Raw genomic sequence first — 21,340 nt, 5'->3', positions numbered from 1 at the left:
TTGAGTAACGGTTAGAAAAAGAATTGTTATTAAAAAGTAGAATATAGATTTAGTAAATTCCATCCCTGTTTATAACCTTTTTAACGCCTGTTTTATCACGCTCTCGACTGTCGCCTCCTGTTGCTCCTGCAAAATTTTAGAAACTGCTTTTTCTGCCTCTTTTTTGGTAAAGCCAAGCATGACTAATGCAGATAACGATTCATTTCGTATAGTATTGTTTGGCACTAATAAAATTTGGCTGGTTTCGGAGATTTTTCCAAGCTTATCTTTTAAATCAATTATTATACGTTGTGCTGTTTTCGCTCCAATGCCTTTCACCGCTTTCAATACAGCAACATTCTCGGTAGTTATTGCCGACACAATTTCTTCGCTGGATAAAGAAGAAAGCATCATAATTGCAGTATTTGCACCAACTCCGTTTACTGAAATCAGGTTCCGGAATAAATCACGTTCATTTTTATCTGCAAATCCATACAGAATATGGGCATCTTCCCTCACTACCTGGTGAAGCAAAATCTTTGTTTCTTTTTTTCCATTTAACTTGCTGTAGGTGTTTAGCGAGATGTTAACAAAATAACCAACACCGCCGGCTTCTACAACAATACTCGCCGGATTTAATTCAGCAACTGTCCCTTTAATAAACTCGTACATTGAAAAACAGGTTTAAAGCGTTTGATCATCTTCCGCCTCAATATCTACACTTTCGTCTACCTGGTTGGGATTGATTTCATATTTTTTGAGCGGATTTTTTGAAATCTCCTCATAAATTTTCCGGTTTTTGTAAATATCAATCGCCAGGTATAAAGCTTGTCTGAACGATTCGGGCGATGCTTTATCCTCACCAGCTATTGAATAAGCAGTTCCGTGTGCAGGCGAAGTACGGATAAATGGCAGTCCGGCTGTGTAATTTACTCCCCTGTCAAACGAAGCCAGTTTGAAAGGAATTAGTCCTTGGTCGTGATACATGGCAAGTATGGCATCAAATTTTCTGTAATCTTCAGTTCCAAAGAAACCATCTGCCGGATAAGGACCAAGCGCAATGATACCTTCTTTTTTTGCCTGAATTATTGCTGGAAGTATAATATCTTTTTCTTCAGAACCCAACAATCCGTTATCTCCGGCGTGTGGATTTAATCCAAAAACGGCAATACGTGGTTTTGTTATGGCAAAATCCTGCTGGAGGGAACGTGAAATGATACGGATTTTATTCAGAATGATATCTTTCGAAAGACTTTCAGAAACCCTGGAAAGCGGCATGTGTGTAGTAACAACTCCTACCTTCATGGTCTCACTAACCATCAACATGATGTAATCTTCAGAATTAAATTTTTGAGCTAAAAACTCGGTATGTCCCGGAAAATTAAAATGATCGCTCTGAATGTTGTCTTTGTTGATTGGTGCTGTTACCAAAACTTCGATATACCCTTTCTCTAAATCAGAAGCAGCCCGATCCAATGCCATAAACGAAGATTCGCCGGCGATGGGTGTTGATTTTCCCAACTCCACCCTTACATTGTCGTCGATGCAGTTAATGATATGGGCCCTTCGGGGACTCGCTTCTTTTGTTGTTCGGATATGATTAAAACTGAGATTTTCTATATTCAGTGCCTTTCTGTGATAGGCCGCAACTTTTGGCGAGCCATAAACAACGGGTGTACACATCTCCAAAATCCTTGGATCAAGCAGTGTTTTCATAATTACTTCATATCCAATTCCGTTGATGTCGCCATGTGAAATTCCGACCCTTATTATATCCTGTTGTGTCATCTTATTATCTTTTCATAATGAATGGTTTCTCTTTTTCCAAAAGAGGGGCAAAGTTACGTTTTTAATTGAATTTTTTCAAAAAGTTATAAAGCAAGCGCACACCCAGTCCTGTACCACCCGCCGGACGATAACCATCTTTTTCAAAAAGGAACGAAACCCCCGCTGAATCCAGGTGAATCCAATCATAAGATGTAAAATGTTCCAGGAACTTCCCCGCGATTGTCGACTGTGCCTCTCGAGAACCTAAATTATTCAAATCGGCGATTGCGGATTTCAGAGGTTTTCCGAATTCTTCCCACAAAGGAACTTCCACAATTCTTTCGTATGTTTCTTCTCCTGCTTCCTTTAGCTTTTCCATTTTTTCTTTTGTATTTCCCATCCCTACAATTCCATGAGATCCTGCAACAATTTCGGCTGCTCCGGTTAATGTAGCCACGTCGATAACCAGCTCCGGCGAATATTTTTTTGCATAACTCAGTGCATCGGCCAAAATGAGTCGACCTTCTGCGTCGGTATTTTTTATTTCAACGGTTGTTCCGTCAAACATAGTGATTACATCGCCGGGAACGTAGGCATTTCCGTCAGGGCGGTTGTCAGTTGCAGGAATCAGTCCAACCAAATACACCGGCAAATTATTTTTTGCTGCTGCATAAAGTGTTGACACCACAGTGGCAGCTCCGGCCATGTCGCTTTTCATATAATCCATCGATTTTGGGGTTGGCTTTAAACTCAATCCTCCTGTATCGTACACAACCCCTTTCCCAACTATAATTACCGGCTTTTTATTTGTTGCATTTTCAGGTTTCCATTCCAAAATGTTAAACGTTGGCGGATCGATACTTCCTTTATTAACAGCTATTAATCCTCCCATTTTCAAACTCTGTATTTTTTGCTTGTTGAAAACTTCAACAGAAAAACCAGCTTCTTCGCCTAATTTTTCCATTTCTTCGGAAAATTGAGTTGCCGTTAAAAAGGAAAGCGGCTCGTTTACCAAATCCCTTGCGAAAAATACCGCCTGTGTAAGGTTTAATAACTCATTTGTTTGTTCCGGTGTAGTTTCTTTGTCAAAAATGAAAACCTCTTTCAAAGTAAAATCATCCTTTTCTTTTTTGTATTTTGAAAATGAATAGCCGGAAAGAAGAAGCCCCTCGAGAAATGCAAGCATTAATTCAGGTTCACAAAAATTTAGTAACTGGACCGATTCTGTTTTTTCGGATTTTAAGGTATCAAAAAGCTTAGAACCGGCTAAACGGGCTGCTTGCAGCCTTAAGTGCGTTTCATTTGTATCCCTTATCTTTCCAAAGAAAAGAATCTCGGGATATTTATAAACAACACACTCATTCTCCTTCTCCAATTTTTTCTTTACATATGAAATTTCATTTTCTGCCAAAAAAGAAAGTGAAAGCTTGTCTGGATTGCTCAATATGGCGGCAGTTGAAATTTTTTCTTTTAATCCCGTGATTTTTGTAACCTTTGGCTGCATCTTTTTTTTGTTAAAAATAATACAATAAATTGTCAACACATACTTTGTTAAACAGGTTGTGCCAGCAATTATATAAATGCTTGAAACAGCTCTCGGTTTGCAGAGGGAAGATTTTGATAAAAAATTATTATTTGTCAGGAAAATCTGAGAAATCTTTAGCAAAAGGAGTCACAACCTGTTTTTTTCGAACCAAGACAATTGAGTTGAAAGAACAAAGTCGTTGAATAATGCAAAAGCAGAAAAGAAACGTGTTTTAGTTATCATTCTTTAAACAACGTACTGAAAAGGCGTAGTTTTTAGGTGCTGAGTTAAAACGCCCGATATCATCTGCGTCTTTATCCAAAGTTCTTTGCCAGGCTTTTTCACTGCCACTCTCTGTGGATGTCCACAAATACTCAATCTTATCCATATAACTGTATGTCTCGTCACCTTTCATTCTGCCTGAAAGAAGTGCATCAAACCCTGATGAGCCTCCAAATTTTAATTTGGTTCCAACATCTGTACCACGCCAGGTATTGCTCTTATCTGCGTCCTGCTGTGTCATTCCAAGCGCCATCTCCAGAATTTTATATTCTTCATCGGTAGGAATGTGCCAGCCATCGGGACAAATTCCCTGTGCACCATCTTCGTTAGAACCATTCATTGCCGCCTCCCATGTATACAATCTCCCATAACTTCCCGCTAAAGAGTCCCTGTTCCGATATACAAAACTTTCTACTTCTTCACCTCCGGCAGTGTGTTGTACTCTTAAATTCTGCTTCATCCATGTTTGGTTTCCAATTGTTATAGTGCCATAACTGTTCCCTTCAACATCGACGATAAAATCTTGCAGAGAAATGGTGTCGGTTCTGGTTAATCCCAAACTATCGGTTACAGTAACAGTGTAGAGGTCGGCACTTAAACCGAAAATATCTTTACTTTGCGATCCCGTGGACCATAAATAGGAATAGGGAGGATATCCTCCTTTTACAGTCAGAATAACAGAACCATCGTTACCTTCGTTTGTCGTCGGGTAATTAATTTCGTATCTCAAAATTATGGAATCAGGATCAGGTTGTAATACTTCAATGGTATCCGCTTTTATCTGGTGTAACTTATCGGTAACAATTATAACGTAAATACCGCCGTCCAAACTGTCAATATCTTCTGTAACTTCTCCGTTTGACCAAAAAAAACCATATGGGGGAATGCCACCCGTAACTGACAAATTTATAGCTCCATCATAGGCTGCATAAGCTGAAACATCAGTAACAATATAACTTAATTCAATTGGGTCGCTCCCAATCATTTTTTCTTTCCGGCACTGAACCATAATGATGACCAGAAACACAAACAGGAATATTTGAAATATTTTTTTCAACTTACCTTTTTTCGCTTCTTTTAAATTGAGCTAAAATACAAAATTAAGTTTTGGTCTTTCTATTATAAAAAATTTGCTCAAAAAATATGTTTTTATTAAACCCGAAAATAAATAATTAGTCATAACAACAGAACCTAAAGCCAGCTATTTATGAAAAAAACATGTATTGTCCTGTTTCTGTTTTTGAGCTTAAGCTTATATTCTCAGGAAAAGAATTTTGTTTGGAAAATAGCAGCAGACCAAAGTATTAATTGGGATGTTGAAGGGTCTCAGTCTCATTCGGATCACATTGAAATGAGCGGATTAAATATTTCAGCAATAATTACTTACGGGGTAGATGAAAATGGAGAGCTAATAAACCAAAAGAAACTGGTCTTCCCAATGTTGCGAACTATTCCGAACAACACGCATGCCAGTTTAAGCCAAAACTTTAACGGCGAAGAACAACCTGAAATCCGGGTAAACGGGACGACACTCAAAGAATTCCTTTTAGATTAAATGCTTTTGGGAAAACTTTTGACATTCAAATTTTACGCGTAGATGGTGAAAAGGAGTTGCAGGTTGTCTCGGAGAGTAAAATCGTATTCAAAGAGAAATTGAAGGGCAATAATATCTCGGTAACGGTGGAACTATAATCATTCCTCATGCTTTTTTTATGAAATTTTAGGTATTTAAAGTTGTCTGAAAACCCTTAAAATATTTAAGTCTGTCGGTAAAAACACCGTGTTCTTCTATTGTATTCTTTACTGATGATTCATATTCAGTAATTTAACTTGAATTATTATTCACCTAAATCAATAAACTATGAAACTAAAATTTAAACTAAAATTTACGTGGAGTATATTATTTATTGTCGTTGGTTTCACTATAGCGGCAAAGGATTTTAAGCTTGTATCTCCGGACAAAAGGACAGAGATAAATGTAACTGTTGACGACAACATCAGATGGTCTGTTTTGTATGAAAACGAAGTTCTGTTTAATCCGTCGAAACTTGCGTTGGAAATTGACGGCGGAACTATTTTAGGGGAAAATCCCAAAGTCAGGAAAGCCAAAAACACGAGTGTAAATTCGCTGATTGAGGCAGTCGTTCCGGTAAAAAATAAAACCATCACAGATGAATACAATCAGTTAAAAATCGATTTCTCAGGAAATTATTCTGTTACTTTCCGGGCATATGACGACGGAGTAGCTTATCGTTTTGAGACAACGTTGAAAGACGATGAGATTACGGTTAAAAATGAAATTTTGGAATATAATTTCGCTGGAAATTTTCAGGTTGCATGGCCTTCATCAGGAAGTGGATTTGGCGGAATGCGGCAAATGATGTCGGCGTCAAGCGAACCTGGTTTTGGAAGTAAAAATCCGGAATCGGGCCGAAGAAGAGGTGGTTTTGGCAACGGCCCCGGCGGCCCGGGAGGAGGGGCTCCGGGGAGTACACCAAATTCGGACAGGCCTCAAATGGATGGTCAGGGAATGCCTCCTGCCGGCGATGGTTTTCCACAGAGAAGAGAACGCTCGCCTTTTTCCGATTCTTACGAGTACCTTTTTGGCGACAGCCTTGTAGCTTCGGTAAATGAAACCGCCGGATTACCGGTTTATTTTTCATCGAAAGAAGGGACAAAAATGGTGATTGTTGAATCGGATTTGTATGATTATCCCAACCTCTTTCTAAAAGGAACCGGCACCACTACGATGAAAGGCGTCTTCCCCCCGGCAGTTATCGGAACAACGGTTTCTCGTTCACCGTTTGGCGGAAACAACGAGACTGCTGATTATCTCGCCAAAACCAAAGGAACCAGAACATTCCCATGGCGTGCAGTGGTAATAAGCCCTAATGATGCAGGTCTTTTGGAGAGCGATCTTGTATACAAACTGGCAAGTCCGTCTACCATTGAGGCAGATTGGGTAAAACCGGGACAGGTAGCATGGGAATGGTATAATGGAACAAACATTTATGGTGTCGATTTTGAATCCGGAATCAATACACCAACCTACAAATACTACATCGATTTTGCAGCAAAATATAGTATCCCGTATTTATTGATTGATGCAGGTTGGCTGAATAACGATGATGTCGATATTCCCGAAGTTATTCGTTACGGAAAAGATAAAAATGTGGATATAATTCTTTGGGTTGCATGGACCGACATGTTTGGAAAAGTTGCTGAAATGCTTGACCAGTTTGCAGGTTGGGGAGCCAAAGGAGTAAAAATGGATTACATGAACCGCGGGGATCAGCAGATGGTAAATTTTTATGAAGAGATGGCTGTGGAAACGGCAAAACGAAAAATGTTGCTCGATTTTCATGGTGCCTACAAACCCACAGGATTGAACCGGAGATATCCGAATGTAGTAAATTTTGAAGGTGTAAAAGGAATGGAAGCCAACAAATTGGGAAGCACCGATATTACACCTTCGCACGATGTAACGTTGTTATTTACACGGATGGTTGCCGGTCCGATGGATTATACTCCGGGTGCGGTTGTTACAGTTGGCTTTGGCAACTTCAAAAATATTTCGTCTGAACCGATGAGTCAGGGGACGCGGGCTCATCAGGCGGCGATGTACATTATGTATGATGCACCGATTCAGATGCTTTCTGATAATCCAACCTTGTATATGCGTGAAGAACCGTATTTAAAATTCCTTACAAACATTCCAACCGTTTGGGATAAAACCATCGGTGTTGACGGGAAAATAGGACAGTATGCGATTATGGCCCGAAAAAGCGGTGAAAACTGGTATATTGGAGCAATGACCGACTGGAGTGAGCGCACTTTTAAAATCCCTCTGGATTTTCTGGATGACAAAAACTATACAATCGAAATTCTCGAAGACGGCATAAATGCCAATAAAAGGGGAGTTGATTATAAAATTGTCAACAAAAACGTATCGTCGTCCGACAAAATTGAAATAGCGATGAAACAGGGTGGAGGATGGGCCGCCATTTTAAAACCTGCAGATAATTAAATACGCAAAATTTAGCAATTGGCAGTGGGGGAAATTTCCCTCCTGAACTGTACTATTTATATAAATTTTTCTATAAACTAAAAAATCCAGTATTATGAAAAAAATTCTATTAACCGCAATTGTAGCATTTTTATTTGTATCTGTTGGCGGTGCTGCAGGAATCGACGGAAAGTGGAAAACCTCCATGGAAGGGCCGCAGGGCAAAATGGAGATGACTTTTGTATTCAAAGTTAACGGAGAAAAGCTTACCGGGACTGTTTCTACTCCCATGGGAGAAATGAAAATAACTAACGGAAAGGTTAGTGGTAACGATTTTTCATTCGATTTAAAAATGGGAGACCATTCCATGGGGCATACCGGGAAATTGGATGGCAAGGTAATTAAATTAAAAGTTGAAATGCCGGAAGGAGGACCTCAGGGTGGTGGCGGACAAGGAGGACCTGGTGGACCTCCGGAAATGACTTTAACAAAAGTGGAGTAAAAAAAAGAGGTTGTCCAAAAAGTCATTTCATAATGGGATTAACTTACAATTCGTAAGTAACCGCTTTGTTTCTTACCCCTAAATCCCCTGTAGGGGACTTTAAGCCTCCCTCTTTAGGGGAGGTTTGGAGGGGTAAAACGAAAGCCGGTTATAAAATGAAAGTTTCATTTCAATTTATTTTACTTTTTGAACGACCTCTTTTTTTCTATCTGTTATATTCAACTGATTTATCGGGCAATGGTGGAAATTCCGGAATGGTAACCGGTTCTTCTTTCATTTTCTTTTCCAGGAATTGAATGGCAGCATCCAGTTGGGCATCTTTTCCGTTAAAAGTCTCATGTGGTAAATTATCAATTACGATATCCGGTTCAACACCATGTCCTTCAATCAGCCACTCTCCTTCTTCGGAATAAACACCCATTTCAGAAGCAGTGGCAATTCCGTTATCCACCAGGCGGTTACTTGAAGTCAGCCAAATTTCTCCTCCCCAGGTACGGGTACCAATGACTGTTCCAAGGTCCAATCTTTTAATTCCTTCAGAAAATGCCTCTCCATCGGAAGCCGTTGATTCATTACACAAAACAACGATATGTCCCCTGAAAGCATATTGCATATTCCAATATGGACTGCCGGCCCGCGATTGCCAATAAAACCAGGCTTTTCGGAGCAGGCGGCTCAATATCCAGCTATCAATATTCCCTCCGCGGTTATTGCGGACATCAATAATTAATCCTTCACGATTAAATACCGGATAGTACCCTTTTACAAACTCCTGAAAATTGCCACCACTCATCGCACGCAGGTGCAGATATCCGATTCTGCTGTCGCCTTTATCTTCCACTTCAAGCCGCCGGGTATATTCCCATTCGCAGTATCTGAGATTGGCATCTGCACTCATGCTTATTGGTTTTACAATTTCGTCGTATGTTTTTCCGGCACTGTTTTTTAGCGTTAAACGTACTTCTTGTGCAGCCTTTTCATTCAACAACTGGTTAATATGCTCTGCCTCCAACACATCAACACCATTTACTTTTGTAATAATATCGCCTTCTTTAATTTTAAGGTGAGGTTCCGAAAGCGGAGAGCGTTCTTCGGGCAAATCAGGTTCGCCGTTAAAAATATGTTCTATTACATACCCTCCTTTTGAAGTGTTCTTTTCCATCCGTGCTCCCAAATAAGCAGGTTGAATATCTTCATCAGCTTCGCGTTTCTCGCCACCCCCTACAAAGGTATGAAGTGCCGATAGCTCTGAAACCATATCTGCCATCAAATCATCCAGCTCGTAACGGTCAGTAAGTCTGTTTACCAGGGGGAGATGTCTTTCCAGAACGGCATCCCAGTCCACACCATGCATATTTTTGTCGTAGAAATAATCTCTTTCCAAACGCCATGCATCAAGCATCATTTGCTTCCAGTCTTCCACCGGATCAATTTTAAATGTCCAGTCTTTCAGACTTATTTTTGCGTCCTTTAAATCAGCCTTTTTCCCATTGGCATCAGTAACATAAATTCCATCTGATTTACGAATTAGCAGCTTTTTACCATCACCCGAAATTTCGTACCCGGAAACCTTGTCAGTAACCTCAACTGGCTTGTTGTCTTTTTTATTTGAAATTTCGAAACTAAATAATTTCCGGTTTCTGCGGTCGTCGACATCACTCTGAATCCAGTACAGGTACTTATCTGTTACTGCCAAGCCTCCAATGTTATCAGCAGGAACAGGAATTTCATAAAGCCGCTTCATTGCATTCTCCATGTCTGGGGCAGGCATTTCTGTGTCTGACTCTTTTTTATCTTTTCCTTCTTCCTTTTTTGGATTCAACTCATTGTTTTCAAGGAAAGGTGAACGAATGGTGTCGTTTAGCGCCAACATATAAATTTTGCTCGTTTTATTATAAAAAGGCTCTGGTTGACGCGGCCCCCAGGGACTCCCAACCGATGTATTAAATGTTCTGTCGGAAATAAAATAGAGCCAGTTTCCATCGGTACTAAAAACAGGATTATAACTTTCAAACCGGTCTGTTGTCAGATAATATGACTTACCATTTTCAACGTTCAGAACCTTAATCTGCTCTGCCTGATTATCTGCCGGATCGGTATAGGATAACCACTTGCTGTCGGGTGACCAGGCCAGATTGCCAAAACCACCAACGTTGTCCAAATCAATTTGTTTTGTGGTTTTCTTTTCCACATCACACAATTTCAGCGCATAATCTTTTTCGGTGTAAACAATGTATTTTCCATTTGGCGACGGCAGGAAATTCATAATCAAAACATCACTTCCTTTGGTTAGTTGCTCCGGTTTTGAAAACCCGTCTTTGGCGGTTTTCCAAAGTTCCATTTCTCCTGATTCATCGGAAAGAAAAAAGATCGCATCTTCTTTGCCTCCAAATTGTGCCAGTTTATAACGAATTCCGCTTTTTCGGGTGATTTCAATCCAACGGCCACCGTCTGCCGGAGCAGTAAAAATCCTTCCCCGCGAGGTTAAAACAACATTTTCTCCTTTTTCCGAAATATCCAGTGCCTGAATTTTTTTTTCAGGCTCTTCCACCCAATAAGGGCGCTTTTGGTCGAAATCGGAAATCAAAGAAATATCGAGTAAACTCTCTTTTCCGGAAGCGATATCAAAAACAAAAAGATCTGCTTTTTTTTGATAAATTATTTTTCCATCCTGAAGTTTTGCATTTTTTAAGTCCCAGCTCACCGACTCGGTAAGTTGTTTCAGACCGCTGCCGTCGGGCAACATTGACCATAAATTCATCGTGCCATCGCGGTCGGTAAGAAAATAAATTTTTCCATTGTAGAACATGGGATTTTTACTGGTTCCGGCATAACCGGCAGTTATCGGGACCGCTTCACTTGAACCATTAAACTTCCACAGATTCTGAGCTGTTCCTCCCTTATATCGTTTTGTAAAACTCGATTGTTTTGCCAGTCTTGTAAAGTATAAATTGCCCTCATTATCAAATACACCCTCATCAGCCTGCGCCAGAGGAATTTTTTCATATTCCAGATTGTCAGGATTAATCAAAACCAGCTGTTTGCCGGGAAGGGTATTAAAATAACTGGTGGAAACAATCAGTTTTCCATCTTTTGTCCAGTCGTATAACACGGGGCCGTTTCTCCCGCTCAGCCCTTCAAAAGTAACTCGCCTGGGTATTCCTCCTCCAAACGGAATAATGTAAATTTCTGTAGGACCCTCATATTCAGCATTGAATGCAATCGATTTCCCGTCGGGAGATATCGCTGCGTTAGATTCTATACCATGATGTGTAGTTAACCTGTAACATAAATTTGTTTTCTGGTTGTATTGCCAAAGGTCACCTTCAGCAGTAAAAACGGTGTAATTTTCGTACAACGTTGGAAAACGGTAATATCCTTTTTCCTGTGCAAACACGTTCAAAACGGGAAGCACAAATGCAAGCGTCAAAATCGACTTAAGAATGTTCATTGAATACTGATTTAATTGTTACTAGAAAATATACTCCAAAGTAGTAATTAAGCCAATAAAATACAAAGTTGTTTTTTACCTTATTCTATTGGTTGGAAAAAGTTAACTTAGGTAATTCAAATATTTCTCCATTTTTTCGATGAGATAATTTATCTGAATTGGTTTCGACAGATAATCGTCACAACCTGCTTTTAGTGCTTTCTCCTTGTCGCCGGATACAGCATAGGCTGTTTGTGCAATAATGGGCATTTGGGGCAAGTGTGACTTAATTATCTTTGTAGCTTCGTAGCCATTCATTATGGGCAGGTTTATATCCATCAATACCATTTTTATGTTTGAATCCGACATACAAATATCAACAGCCTCCTTTCCGTTAGCTGCCCGAACGATGTTTACTCCTGTTTTTTCGAGAACTGTTTTTAAGTAATAATAGCTCGATTCATCGTCTTCAACAACCAAAACCCGGCCGGCTTTTACACTATCCATACTGTTTAATTCAGATTGTGCTTCATGAATGGTATCATCACTTTTTTCATAAGGAATTGTGAAATAGAATGTGCTGCCTTTCTTTTCCTCTGATTCCAGCCAAATTTTTCCGCCCAGAAGTTCTGTTAACTTTTTTGCCACCGACAATCCTATTCCGGCTCCCCCGTATCTTCGTGTACTTGTGTCTTCAACCTGACGGAAGATATCAAAAATGACATCTTGTTTATCTGATGAGATTCCAATACCTGAATCCTCAACAAAAAAACGTATAAAAGATTTGTCCTCCTCCTGAATCAGTTCATAGCCATAGTGGATATAGCCCTTGTCGGTAAATTTATATGCGTTTTTCAAAAGATTAATCAATATCTGTTTTAGCTTGTTTGCGTCGGTATGAACTAAAACTTCTTCCCTATTAATTGGCTCAACATATTCGATTATTATATCCTTTGATTCTTTGTTGTTGATATTATCGATAACGTTAAAAACATCGGTCAATATGCTTTTCAGCTTTACATATTCCTTCCTGATCTTTGTTTCCCCCGACTCGATTAAAGTAATATCAAACAAATCGTTTACAATACTTAACAAATGATTCCCGCTGCTATTGATTATCTGGCCAAAATTTAATACATCTTCCGGAGGTAAAGTGGTATCAAAAAATTCCGAGAAACCAATTATGGCGTTCAAAGGCGTCCGAAGCTCATGCGACATGGTAGCTAAAAATGAAGATTTCAACCGATCTGATTCGTTTGCTTTTTCCAATGCTTCTTTCAATTCTTCTTCGGCTTTTACCCTTTGAATTGCAATACTTATTTGTTCCGATACAAATTCAAGCATTTTCATATCGGCTTCATTAAAGGCATTTTCGTCGTTGTAACTTTGTACAGCCAGAACTCCTGTTATTTTTCCTTCCGTTTTTAGCGGTACCCCCAGCCAAACTTTAGACATACTTCCCATTTGTTCAAGTTTCCCTTCAGCAACAAGTTTATTTTTAACTTCAATATTTGCCAGAAGAGATTTTTGGGTATTAATTACATATTTAGTTAACGATTTCCCATGGGGAATATGAGTGTGATTGTCTTTTTCATCGGTAAAAAATGGCAATGAAATGGTTTCGGTTTTTTCATCGTAAAGTGCGACAAAGAAATTGGTTGTATCAATAATAATTCCCAATTCTTTCCGGATTAACTGTATAAGACTTTCAAGATTGGCAGAGTTAACAACAGCATTTGAAATTTGATACAGTACCTTTTGAATCTGATCTGCTCTTTTTTTCTCTGTGATGTCTTCAACCATTGCTGTTTGAAACATCGGATTTCCCATATGATCGTGGATCAACTGCGAACGTATAAAAACATAAACAATGTTACCGTTTTTATGAATGTATCTTTTTTCCAAATCAAAAAAAGAAATTTTGCCATTAACCAGTTTGTTAAATTTATTTGCATTTAAATCCACATCGTCGGCGTGCGAAAAATCGTTAAAGTGGCGATTTAACATCTCGCTGCGCGAATAGCCTGTGATTTTTGACAAAGCCGGATTTACATCGATAAATTTTCCTTCTAAATCGGTAATACTTATTCCTACCGGAGAATTATTAAAGATAAGACGTAATTTTTCTTCACTTTCCTTTAGCGTTTTTTCCCACTCTTTCCGTTGGGAAATATCGACAATAACGCCGCGCATTCCGTAGGGTTTATTCTTTTCAAAAATGATATTTGAATAAATCAGGATTGGAAACTGTTCTCCATTTTTTCGCAGCGCAAGATATTCCGGATTTCCGCCCATGTTTTGTATGGGGATATTTGGGAGTATTTCATTAGCACGGTCCCTGTCTTCAGGAGCAATACTTTCTAAAATGTTAATGCCGTCGTTAAAGTCATTCTCATCGTATCCAAAGGTTTTCAACCCAAGTTCGTTGATATAGGTTAAATTACCTTCAAGATCAGATTCATAAATAATCTGGGGAAGGAGATTAGCTAAATCTTTAAATTTTCGTTCGCTTTCAATTAGAGCCTCTCTGGCACGTATTCGTTCTGTAATATCACGAAGTGTACCCTGAAAACCAACTAAATTGTCATTTTCATCAAGCATCAGGCTCGCTGAAAATTCGACACTTATCTCCTGCTTGTTTTTATTAAGAATTTTGCTTTCAAAATATATTGATGAAAATTTTTGGTATTCCCTTATTGCTTTGCTTGTAAATGTGCTGGCTTTTGCAAATTCGTTTTTTGTAAAATGTGTGTACAATTTTGTTCCCAACCATTCTTCAGGTCTATACCCGGTAATGGTTTCCAAAGCGGGGCTCAAATAGGTAAATTTTAAATTTTTGTCCAAAGTCCAGATACAATCGACTGAATTTTTTGCCAAAAACCTGTATTTCTCTTCCGATTCTTTTAAAGCCTGTTCAGCAATTACCTGGTTGGTTATATCTGATATAAAACCTTCCAGTGCGATTACTTTGCCGGTTATTCTATCATAAATTCCAACACCTTTTTCCAATACGTGTCTTATTTCGTCGGTAGCCGTTTTAATTCTGTACTTAATTTCAAAACCCCGGTGTTTTTCAACAGCCAGATGTATTTTGGAATTAACAATTTCCCGATCCTCATCAAAAATTAGTTCGTTAAACGAAAACTTCTTGTTCCATAAAACATCTTTTGACGAAAAGCCTGTAAGATGCTCAAAACCGTCGCTTACAAACTCCATTGTCCAGTCTTTATCTAATTTACACCGGTAAGCAATTCCCTGTAAATTATTTAGAAGTGTATTTAGTTTTCTCTCACTCTCTAAAAGTTCCCTTTCCGCTCTCTTTTTTTCAGTAATATTTCTGGTGATATTTATGTGATGAGGTACGCCATCCAGTTCAATAACAGCAGCTGACATAAGGCCGTCGATAATTTCGCCGGATTTAGTCCTGAACTTTGCCTCAAAATTTTCGACTTTTCCTTCCTTTTTTAATTGCTCAACGATTCGTTTTCTGTCATTAAGATCCACCCATATATCTATCTCAAGAGAAGTTTTTCCGGCAACATCTTCCTCTGAATACCCCGTAATTCTCGTAAAACCCTTATTAACTGAAATATAAAATCCATCTTCAACCCGGTTAATATTCACAGAATCAGGACTTGTTTGGAATGCCTTCCGAAATCGTTCTTCGCTTTGTTTTAATGCCTGCTCTATTTTTTTTCTTATCGTAATATCCTGAAAAACACAAAAAGTTTGTTTAAATCCTCCCTCGATATTATATCCAATCCTTCCCTCCAGCAGAATGTCCAAATAATGCCCTTTTTTATGCCGGATTTTAAAAAACACGTTATGGACAGAACCATTGTCTTTAAATTTTGTAAACTTATTTTGAAATGTTTGTATAAAGTCAGGATGAAGAAAATCTCCAAACCATTTCCCAATCACTTCCTGCCTGGTATATTCCAATAAGTTTAACCAGGCCAGATTTACATCTTTGAAAATGCCGTCTTCGTTTAAAGAATGATAAGGAAGAGGTGCGTCGTAATACAAAGTTTTGTATTTTTTTTCGCTTTCTTTTAATTCACGGGTTCTCTCTTCCACTAACACTTCCAATCGTTCTTTTTCTGCTCTTAATTTGTCTTCAGCTTTTTTGATACGAAGCATTACATTAACCTGTGCCGAAAGTTCTACTGCTTCTATGGGTTTTGATAAGAATGCATCTGCTCCGGTGTTTAAACCTTTTGCCCGGCTTAATGCGTCAGTTTTAATCGCAGTAACCATTATTACCGGTATGTGTTGGGTCGCTTCATTTGATTTTAGGTGTTTACAAACCTCGTAGCCATCCATTCCGGGCATTATAATATCAAGCAGAACCGTATCCGGTTGTTCTTTTTCAGCCAGTTCAATCCCTTCCTGACCTGATTGGGCAAGGAGAATCCTGCAATCGGGGATGTTGTTTTTTATGACGGCCTTAATGGTTATTAAGTTGTCTACTTGATCATCTATGGCTAAAATGGTTTTCATTTCAAACAGTTTGGTTTTAATTTCAACAAAAGGTTAGATTTTTATTTCAATAAGTTTCTGATTTCGTTTATTAATTTTTCAAGGTCAATTGGTTTTGACACATAGCCGTCAAACCCAAAGTTTATAAATTTCTCTTTATCTCCTTTCATAGCCTGGGCAGTAACTGCAATAACAGGGATATCACTAAATTTCTTCTTTTCTCTAATCTGAGATAAAAACCGGTTTCCGCTCATTTGCGGGAGCGACATGTCGACTAATATTAAATCGGGTCTTTTTTTATCTATCAATTTTAGACCTTCCTCTCCACTTGCCGCGTCTTTTAATAAATATTTATCGGCTAACAAAGCCTTGATAGTTACAAGGTTATCTATATTATCTTCTACGATTAAAATTTCTACATTTTTATCCTTTAATGTTTGTTGATTTTTTTCGTTTTTATTTTTTTCGTCAAAATCAGACTGTACACTGAGGTTCAACAATAATTCCACTTCCGAAACCAAACGGTTCAAATTTACATCTCCTTTTCGAATTATTGACCGAATACCGAATTTCTCTAATATTTTTGTTTCTTTTTGAGTTAAATACTTTGCCGTTAAAATCAGTACAGGAATTTCTTTTGTTTTTTCTGAATTCCTTATCTTTTCCAGAAACTCAAATCCATCCATTTCAGGCATCATCAAATCAAGAATAATTCCCCGGGGGTGCAAATCTTCAATCTTTTTAAGTGCCTCCAAACCATTTTCGGCCACAACAACCGAATATCCTTTTTTTCCGAGTATATTTTTCATTTGTATAACCGTATCGGGGTTATCTTCTACCATTAGTATTTCAATATTCTCTGTCGCGGTTGTCTCTCTTCCCGTTTTTGAAAAGCTTTTATCACCATCTTCTTTTTGAATTATTTCTTTTGTATGGGATACATTTTCATCCTCCGTTTCTTTTTTCATCGGAAGAGAAAGTGTAAACTCAGAACCATAGCCGAGTTTACTTGTAACAGAAATATTTCCACCCAGGATTAACATTATTTTTTTTGCAATCGCCAGGCCCAACCCGGTTCCTTCATAGCGTCGCGAAATCGATCCATCAACTTGTCTGAATTCATCAAAAATATGCTCCAGCATTTCTTCCGAGATACCTATTCCGGTGTCTTTTATTTTAATTTTTACAAATTCCGCATCATAACTTGCTGAAACGGTTACATCGCCGCTTTCTGTAAATTTTATAGCATTTCCGATTACGTTGGTAAGCACCTGGTGCAACCTGAATTCATCCGTTACCACCATAGGTAAATCTTTGAGAACACGGACATCCAGTGTTAATTTCTTTTTTTCCGCGAGCGTTTGCAGATTTTCCGCAGTAGTGTAAAGTAACGAAGTTATTGAAACATTTTGAAGGATTACATCCATTTTTCCAGCTTCTATCTTTGATAAATCTAGTATATCGTTGATAATAGCCAAAAGTCGCCTGCCATTTCTTTCTATAATTTCCAGGTAGTTGTTTTCCTCTTCGTTCAATTTTGTTTTTGCCTGTTCAAGCAAAACTTTTGAAAGCGCCATGATGGAATTTAAAGGTGTGCGTAATTCATGACTCATATTGGAAAGAAATTCGCTTTTTAGTTTATTGGCTTCTTCAACCTGCTTGCGCTGGATGTCGAGTAAAACATTTTGTCTTTGCAGCTCGGTTGTTGTACTTTTCAACTCGTTTGCCTGGTCTTGAAGTTCTTCAGCCTGATCCTGCAACTCCTCTGTTTGCTCTTCCAGTTGTTGATTGATTACGGTAAGCTGTTCGGACAAAATGCGGGTTCTTTCACTTGCCAAAAGGTTTGAATATGAAGTGTTGATTCCGATTTGAGATTGCTCAATAACCTGTAGGCTGTCATTGTTAAACCTGGAAACACTAACCAAAGATATTATAGCTACTACTATATTATCATTGACTATGGGAATAGTAATTATTTCGTTGGGAGCCAGCTCTCCGGCTAAAGTTTTGTGCTTAAAAGTTGTCTCATCTGCAATATTTCTCAGATGGTATATTTTTTTAAAAAAGATAGCCTGAGCAATTTCTCCTGCCGGATTTTTTACGTCAAATTTTTCCAGCATTTTTTCATTTGCCCCTATGGAAAAGAAAGGTTCATAAACAGACTGGGTTTCGTTTAAAATATAAAAGACTCCCATATTAGCATCTGAAATTTTCATTATCCGCCTCAACAAATTCATGCTAAATTCCTTCATTTCGTTCTGCCTTAGCATCGTTTCCGAAATTTTATGAATTTGACTCTGTATTTTAATCCTCGATTCTATTTCATCTGCCATGTTGTTAAACTCCAACTCGAGCATACCAAGCTCGTCTGTCGAATGAATTTCATTACGCTGTGAAAAGTCCCCCAATCTCATCCGTTGTGCAATGTCGTTCATTTGGATAATAGGAGTAGAAATTGATGCACTGAAACGCAAAGTTATAACGATTATGGTAGCACCAACTAAAAGCAGAATAAGTACAAAACTAAATGCAGTTCGGTGTAATGCAACATTTAATTCTTTTGTATCCTGTTTACAAATAAGTCCCCAGCCTGTTCTTGGAATATAGGTATATGCTGCCAGAACTTTAACATCTCTGTAATCAGGAGTTTCTATTATTCCTGTTTCGCCTCTCGCTGCTCTTACCGCAGGTTGGGCTGTAATTTGTAATCGTAAGGGGGCGTTCCCAAACCAACGCAGTTCATTTAATGCAACTACATCTTTGTTTACAATCAATGTTTCTCCTGTATTCCCCAGGCCAACACGATTAAGCAATAAATTATACAAGGAAACTTCCAAATTAATTTCGGCTACTAAAACGCCTATAATTTTCGAATGGTTTTCAGGATCATAAATTGGTATTGAAAAATACATATCCGGCTCTTGTGACGCATGAAAACGCTTAACCTGGGATATATATAGTTTTCTGCTTTTCAGTGGTTGAGTAAAATACTCTTCTCGAGACAGGTCTTTTCCTTTTAATTCTTTATTTGTAGATATTTCAACTTGGCCGCTACCTGAACCAATAACAAAAAGAGCAGAGTAGTCTTTATAATTTGTTAAATTCCTTCTTAACAATTCATCAGCAACAAAGATTTTCTCTTCTTTGTTTGACCTTAGCTCCTCATTTCTAAAAAGATTCCCAAGTTCTTTTATTTCCCGATCGCCGGACATAACATTCATATCGCCAATTCTTTCGTCCAGCCATTTATTCACTTGATTGGCTTTTAAATCGCGAATAGATACAAGTTTTTCGAAGGTATTAAACGCGTTGACTTTTCGCCTTCCAACATAAAAAACAACCATCGATATTAACAATGGAACAAAGGAGGTTATGAGAAACCAAAACACCAGGCGGGAACGTATTTTTTTAAATTCGATAAACTTCATAAGATAATCAGGCTAAAATCTTCAAATTGAGTTAAACATTTGTTATTTTCTATTCACAATTTATCTTCAAGTGTTTTAACTTTATTTTGAAGCTCTTTTATTAACATTTCTCTCCCAACAAAAACTTTTAAAGCTTTATCCAGTTCTTTATTTTTCTCTTGCAACTTCTTTGTTCTCTCTTCCACAATCGTTTCAAGATTTTTTCTGTGCAACTCAAGTTCATCTGTATTTTTTCTTCTATCTGTGATATCGGTAACAAAGGCGAATAAATGAACCAGATCGCCACTTTCATTAAATTTGGCTTTAACATATAATTCAACGGGAATAATTCTACCCGATTTGTGGATATATTCTTTTTCATACCTGACCTGTTTTTTTGCCAGGCATAATTCGCTGAGTATTTCCTCCTCTTTATTTCTCCACTTTTGAGGAGTCAAAACAACATTCCAGCTGATCCCCCGAAGTTCTTCTTCCGAATACCCGGTTAAGTCTTCAAATGCTTTGTTAAATAGTTCAATACTACCATCGGGATATCCTAAGGCAAAAGCAAGGGGGGAATTGCGTAAAATATCAGCTAAAACTTTTTCACGCGCGATACTTTTATTTGATTTTTCTTCAGTTTCAATCCTTTTTGTGATATCCTGAAAGACACAATATGTTTGTTTAAAGCTTCCATCAGGGTTATAAGCAATACAACCTTCAAAAGAAATATGAATAAAATGACCTTTTTTATGTCTTAGTTTAAAAATAACATCATGAACATATCCCCGCTTTTTAAAGGCCGGAAAATTTTCATAAAAATGTGTCTTCCAGTCAGGATGAAGAAACTCACTAAATTTTTTACCAACTACTTCCTCTTTCTTGTAACCCAGTGTTTTCAACCATGTTGGGTTAATATCCACAAAGACACCATCCTCGTTTAATGATTGGTATGACATGGGAGCCTTCTCAAAAAAAGCTTTGTATTTTTCCAATTCAGAAATTCTGGCTTTCAATACCTTATTTTCTTCCCAAAGCTGCTCCATTGACGTTGCTTCACTTTTCATATAAAATATGGTTTACAAACCCCTTTAATTAGTCGCTTTTTACATAGATTTTACAGTAGTTATTTTCACGCTTAAAACTGTATTTATACTTCTCAATTATGTTTTCCGCCTCTCCCAAAATTAAGTAACCATTATGATTTAATGAATTATACAATCTATCAAATATAAGCTTCTGTATTTCAATGTCATAATATATTAAAACATTTCTGCAAAAAACAATGTCAAATCCGCCGTAAATACTTTCACTGGGGAAACGATTATGTTCGTTTACCAGGTCAAAGGAGGAGAACCTGACCATTTTTTTTATCTCATCGTTTAAAATAAAATAATCACGTTCCGCAACAAAATATTTGTTTAAAATACCATATTTTATGTTCTTCAGGCTTGAAGCTTTATAAATTCCTTTTCTTCCTTCGTTCAGCGATTTTTCATCAAAATCGGTTGCAAATAAATCAATTTGGAAGTTGGTTTCATTTCTGTCTAAAAGTTCTTTAAAAATAATTGCAACTGAATAAGGCTCATCACCATTTGCGCAACCAGCTGACCAAATTCTGATGTTATTTTCATTGTGTAACTTTTTTTTGCTCAGAATATCGGGTATTATTTTTTTTCTGAGAAGCTCAAATGTTAAGGCATTGCGAAAGAAATGACTTACGTTAAGCGCTAAAACATCAAACAGATTATTGAGCTCGGAAGGGTTATTAACCAGGTGTTCAAAATATTCATGAAAGTTTTCGGTGTTTGTATAGTAAAATCGTTTCCGGATTCTACGTTCCAGAATTTGTAATCTGTAGCCGGAAAAATCGAATCCTTTCTTTGATTTCAAAAAATAAACAATTTCAAATATCTTTTGCTTATCCATTGGTTTAGCTTAGCTTTTATCTTGTTCTCAAGAT

12 protein-coding genes are annotated in these 21,340 nt (G+C 37.8%); 3 read left to right on the top strand and 9 right to left on the bottom strand.

Features of this window, described 5'->3' with window-relative positions; translation table 11 throughout:
* Positions 1-69 precede the first annotated feature (69 nt).
* The 4 genes from ruvA to GM418_RS10665 all read right to left on the bottom strand — a co-directional run bounded on the left by ruvA (position 70) and on the right by GM418_RS10665 (position 4,610).
* Positions 70-651 (bottom strand): Holliday junction branch migration protein RuvA, encoded by a 582-nt coding sequence (gene ruvA / locus GM418_RS10680; RefSeq protein WP_158865891.1) that lies wholly within the window; start codon positions 649-651, stop codon positions 70-72.
* Positions 652-663: 12 nt separating this feature from the next.
* Complete coding sequence (gene pdxA / locus GM418_RS10675) at positions 664-1,767, bottom strand: 4-hydroxythreonine-4-phosphate dehydrogenase PdxA (protein ID WP_158865889.1); 1,104 nt, start codon at positions 1,765-1,767, stop codon at positions 664-666.
* A gap of 61 nt (positions 1,768-1,828) precedes the next feature.
* Positions 1,829-3,250 (bottom strand): leucyl aminopeptidase family protein, encoded by a 1,422-nt coding sequence (locus GM418_RS10670; protein WP_158865887.1) that lies wholly within the window; start codon positions 3,248-3,250, stop codon positions 1,829-1,831.
* A gap of 253 nt (positions 3,251-3,503) precedes the next feature.
* Positions 3,504-4,610 carry an FISUMP domain-containing protein gene (locus GM418_RS10665; RefSeq protein ID WP_158865885.1) on the bottom strand — a complete coding sequence of 369 codons (1,107 nt, stop codon included), beginning with the start codon at positions 4,608-4,610 and terminating at the stop codon, positions 3,504-3,506.
* 150 nt (positions 4,611-4,760) lie between these two features.
* Here GM418_RS10665 and GM418_RS10660 point away from each other — a divergent pair, with 150 nt between their 5' ends.
* The 3 genes from GM418_RS10660 to GM418_RS10650 all read left to right on the top strand — a co-directional run bounded on the left by GM418_RS10660 (position 4,761) and on the right by GM418_RS10650 (position 8,061).
* Positions 4,761-5,108: a hypothetical protein gene (locus GM418_RS10660; protein WP_158865883.1), complete on the top strand. Its 348-nt coding sequence runs from the start codon at positions 4,761-4,763 to the stop codon at positions 5,106-5,108.
* A gap of 306 nt (positions 5,109-5,414) precedes the next feature.
* Positions 5,415-7,580, top strand: coding sequence for a glycoside hydrolase family 97 protein (locus tag GM418_RS10655; RefSeq protein WP_158865881.1), 2,166 nt, complete (start codon positions 5,415-5,417; stop codon positions 7,578-7,580).
* 94 nt (positions 7,581-7,674) lie between these two features.
* On the top strand, positions 7,675-8,061 hold the full coding sequence (locus GM418_RS10650; RefSeq protein WP_158865879.1) for a hypothetical protein: 387 nt from the start codon (positions 7,675-7,677) through the stop codon (positions 8,059-8,061).
* A gap of 205 nt (positions 8,062-8,266) precedes the next feature.
* On the opposite strand, the gene GM418_RS10645 is transcribed toward GM418_RS10650, so the two are convergent.
* The 5 genes from GM418_RS10645 to GM418_RS10625 all read right to left on the bottom strand — a co-directional run bounded on the left by GM418_RS10645 (position 8,267) and on the right by GM418_RS10625 (position 21,270).
* On the bottom strand, positions 8,267-11,512 hold the full coding sequence (locus GM418_RS10645) for a S41 family peptidase (protein ID WP_158865877.1): 3,246 nt from the start codon (positions 11,510-11,512) through the stop codon (positions 8,267-8,269).
* 102 nt (positions 11,513-11,614) lie between these two features.
* Complete coding sequence (locus tag GM418_RS10640; protein ID WP_158865875.1) at positions 11,615-15,991, bottom strand: PAS domain S-box protein; 4,377 nt, start codon at positions 15,989-15,991, stop codon at positions 11,615-11,617.
* Between the two features lie 41 nt (positions 15,992-16,032).
* Positions 16,033-19,398 (bottom strand): response regulator, encoded by a 3,366-nt coding sequence (locus tag GM418_RS10635; RefSeq protein WP_158865873.1) that lies wholly within the window; start codon positions 19,396-19,398, stop codon positions 16,033-16,035.
* A gap of 53 nt (positions 19,399-19,451) precedes the next feature.
* Positions 19,452-20,444 (bottom strand): PAS domain-containing protein, encoded by a 993-nt coding sequence (locus GM418_RS10630; protein WP_158865871.1) that lies wholly within the window; start codon positions 20,442-20,444, stop codon positions 19,452-19,454.
* Positions 20,445-20,472: 28 nt separating this feature from the next.
* A complete protein-coding gene (locus GM418_RS10625) occupies positions 20,473-21,270 on the bottom strand; it encodes a CheR family methyltransferase (protein WP_217447762.1) in 798 nt (265 codons plus the stop codon).
* Between the last annotated feature and the right edge of the window lie 70 nt (positions 21,271-21,340).

The sequence above is a fragment of the Maribellus comscasis genome, assembly GCF_009762775.1.
In the GTDB taxonomy this organism is placed as follows: domain Bacteria; phylum Bacteroidota; class Bacteroidia; order Bacteroidales; family Prolixibacteraceae; genus Draconibacterium; species Draconibacterium comscasis.
Note: the sequence above shows the minus strand (reverse complement) of the source record. Positions and strands in the feature narration are given on the sequence as shown.

Excerpts from the sequence above, each read along its gene's own strand:
- ruvA (WP_158865891.1), bottom strand. The coding sequence starts at position 651 with ATGTACGAGTTTATTAAAGGGACAGTTGCTGAATTAAATCCGGCGAGT.
- pdxA (WP_158865889.1), bottom strand. The coding sequence starts at position 1,767 with ATGACACAACAGGATATAATAAGGGTCGGAATTTCACATGGCGACATC.
- GM418_RS10670 (WP_158865887.1), bottom strand. The coding sequence starts at position 3,250 with ATGCAGCCAAAGGTTACAAAAATCACGGGATTAAAAGAAAAAATTTCA.
- GM418_RS10660 (WP_158865883.1), top strand. The coding sequence starts at position 4,761 with ATGAAAAAAACATGTATTGTCCTGTTTCTGTTTTTGAGCTTAAGCTTA.
- GM418_RS10655 (WP_158865881.1), top strand. The coding sequence starts at position 5,415 with ATGAAACTAAAATTTAAACTAAAATTTACGTGGAGTATATTATTTATT.
- GM418_RS10650 (WP_158865879.1), top strand. The coding sequence starts at position 7,675 with ATGAAAAAAATTCTATTAACCGCAATTGTAGCATTTTTATTTGTATCT.
- GM418_RS10645 (WP_158865877.1), bottom strand. The coding sequence starts at position 11,512 with ATGAACATTCTTAAGTCGATTTTGACGCTTGCATTTGTGCTTCCCGTT.
- GM418_RS10640 (WP_158865875.1), bottom strand. The coding sequence starts at position 15,991 with ATGAAAACCATTTTAGCCATAGATGATCAAGTAGACAACTTAATAACC.
- GM418_RS10635 (WP_158865873.1), bottom strand. The coding sequence starts at position 19,398 with ATGAAGTTTATCGAATTTAAAAAAATACGTTCCCGCCTGGTGTTTTGG.
- GM418_RS10630 (WP_158865871.1), bottom strand. The coding sequence starts at position 20,444 with ATGAAAAGTGAAGCAACGTCAATGGAGCAGCTTTGGGAAGAAAATAAG.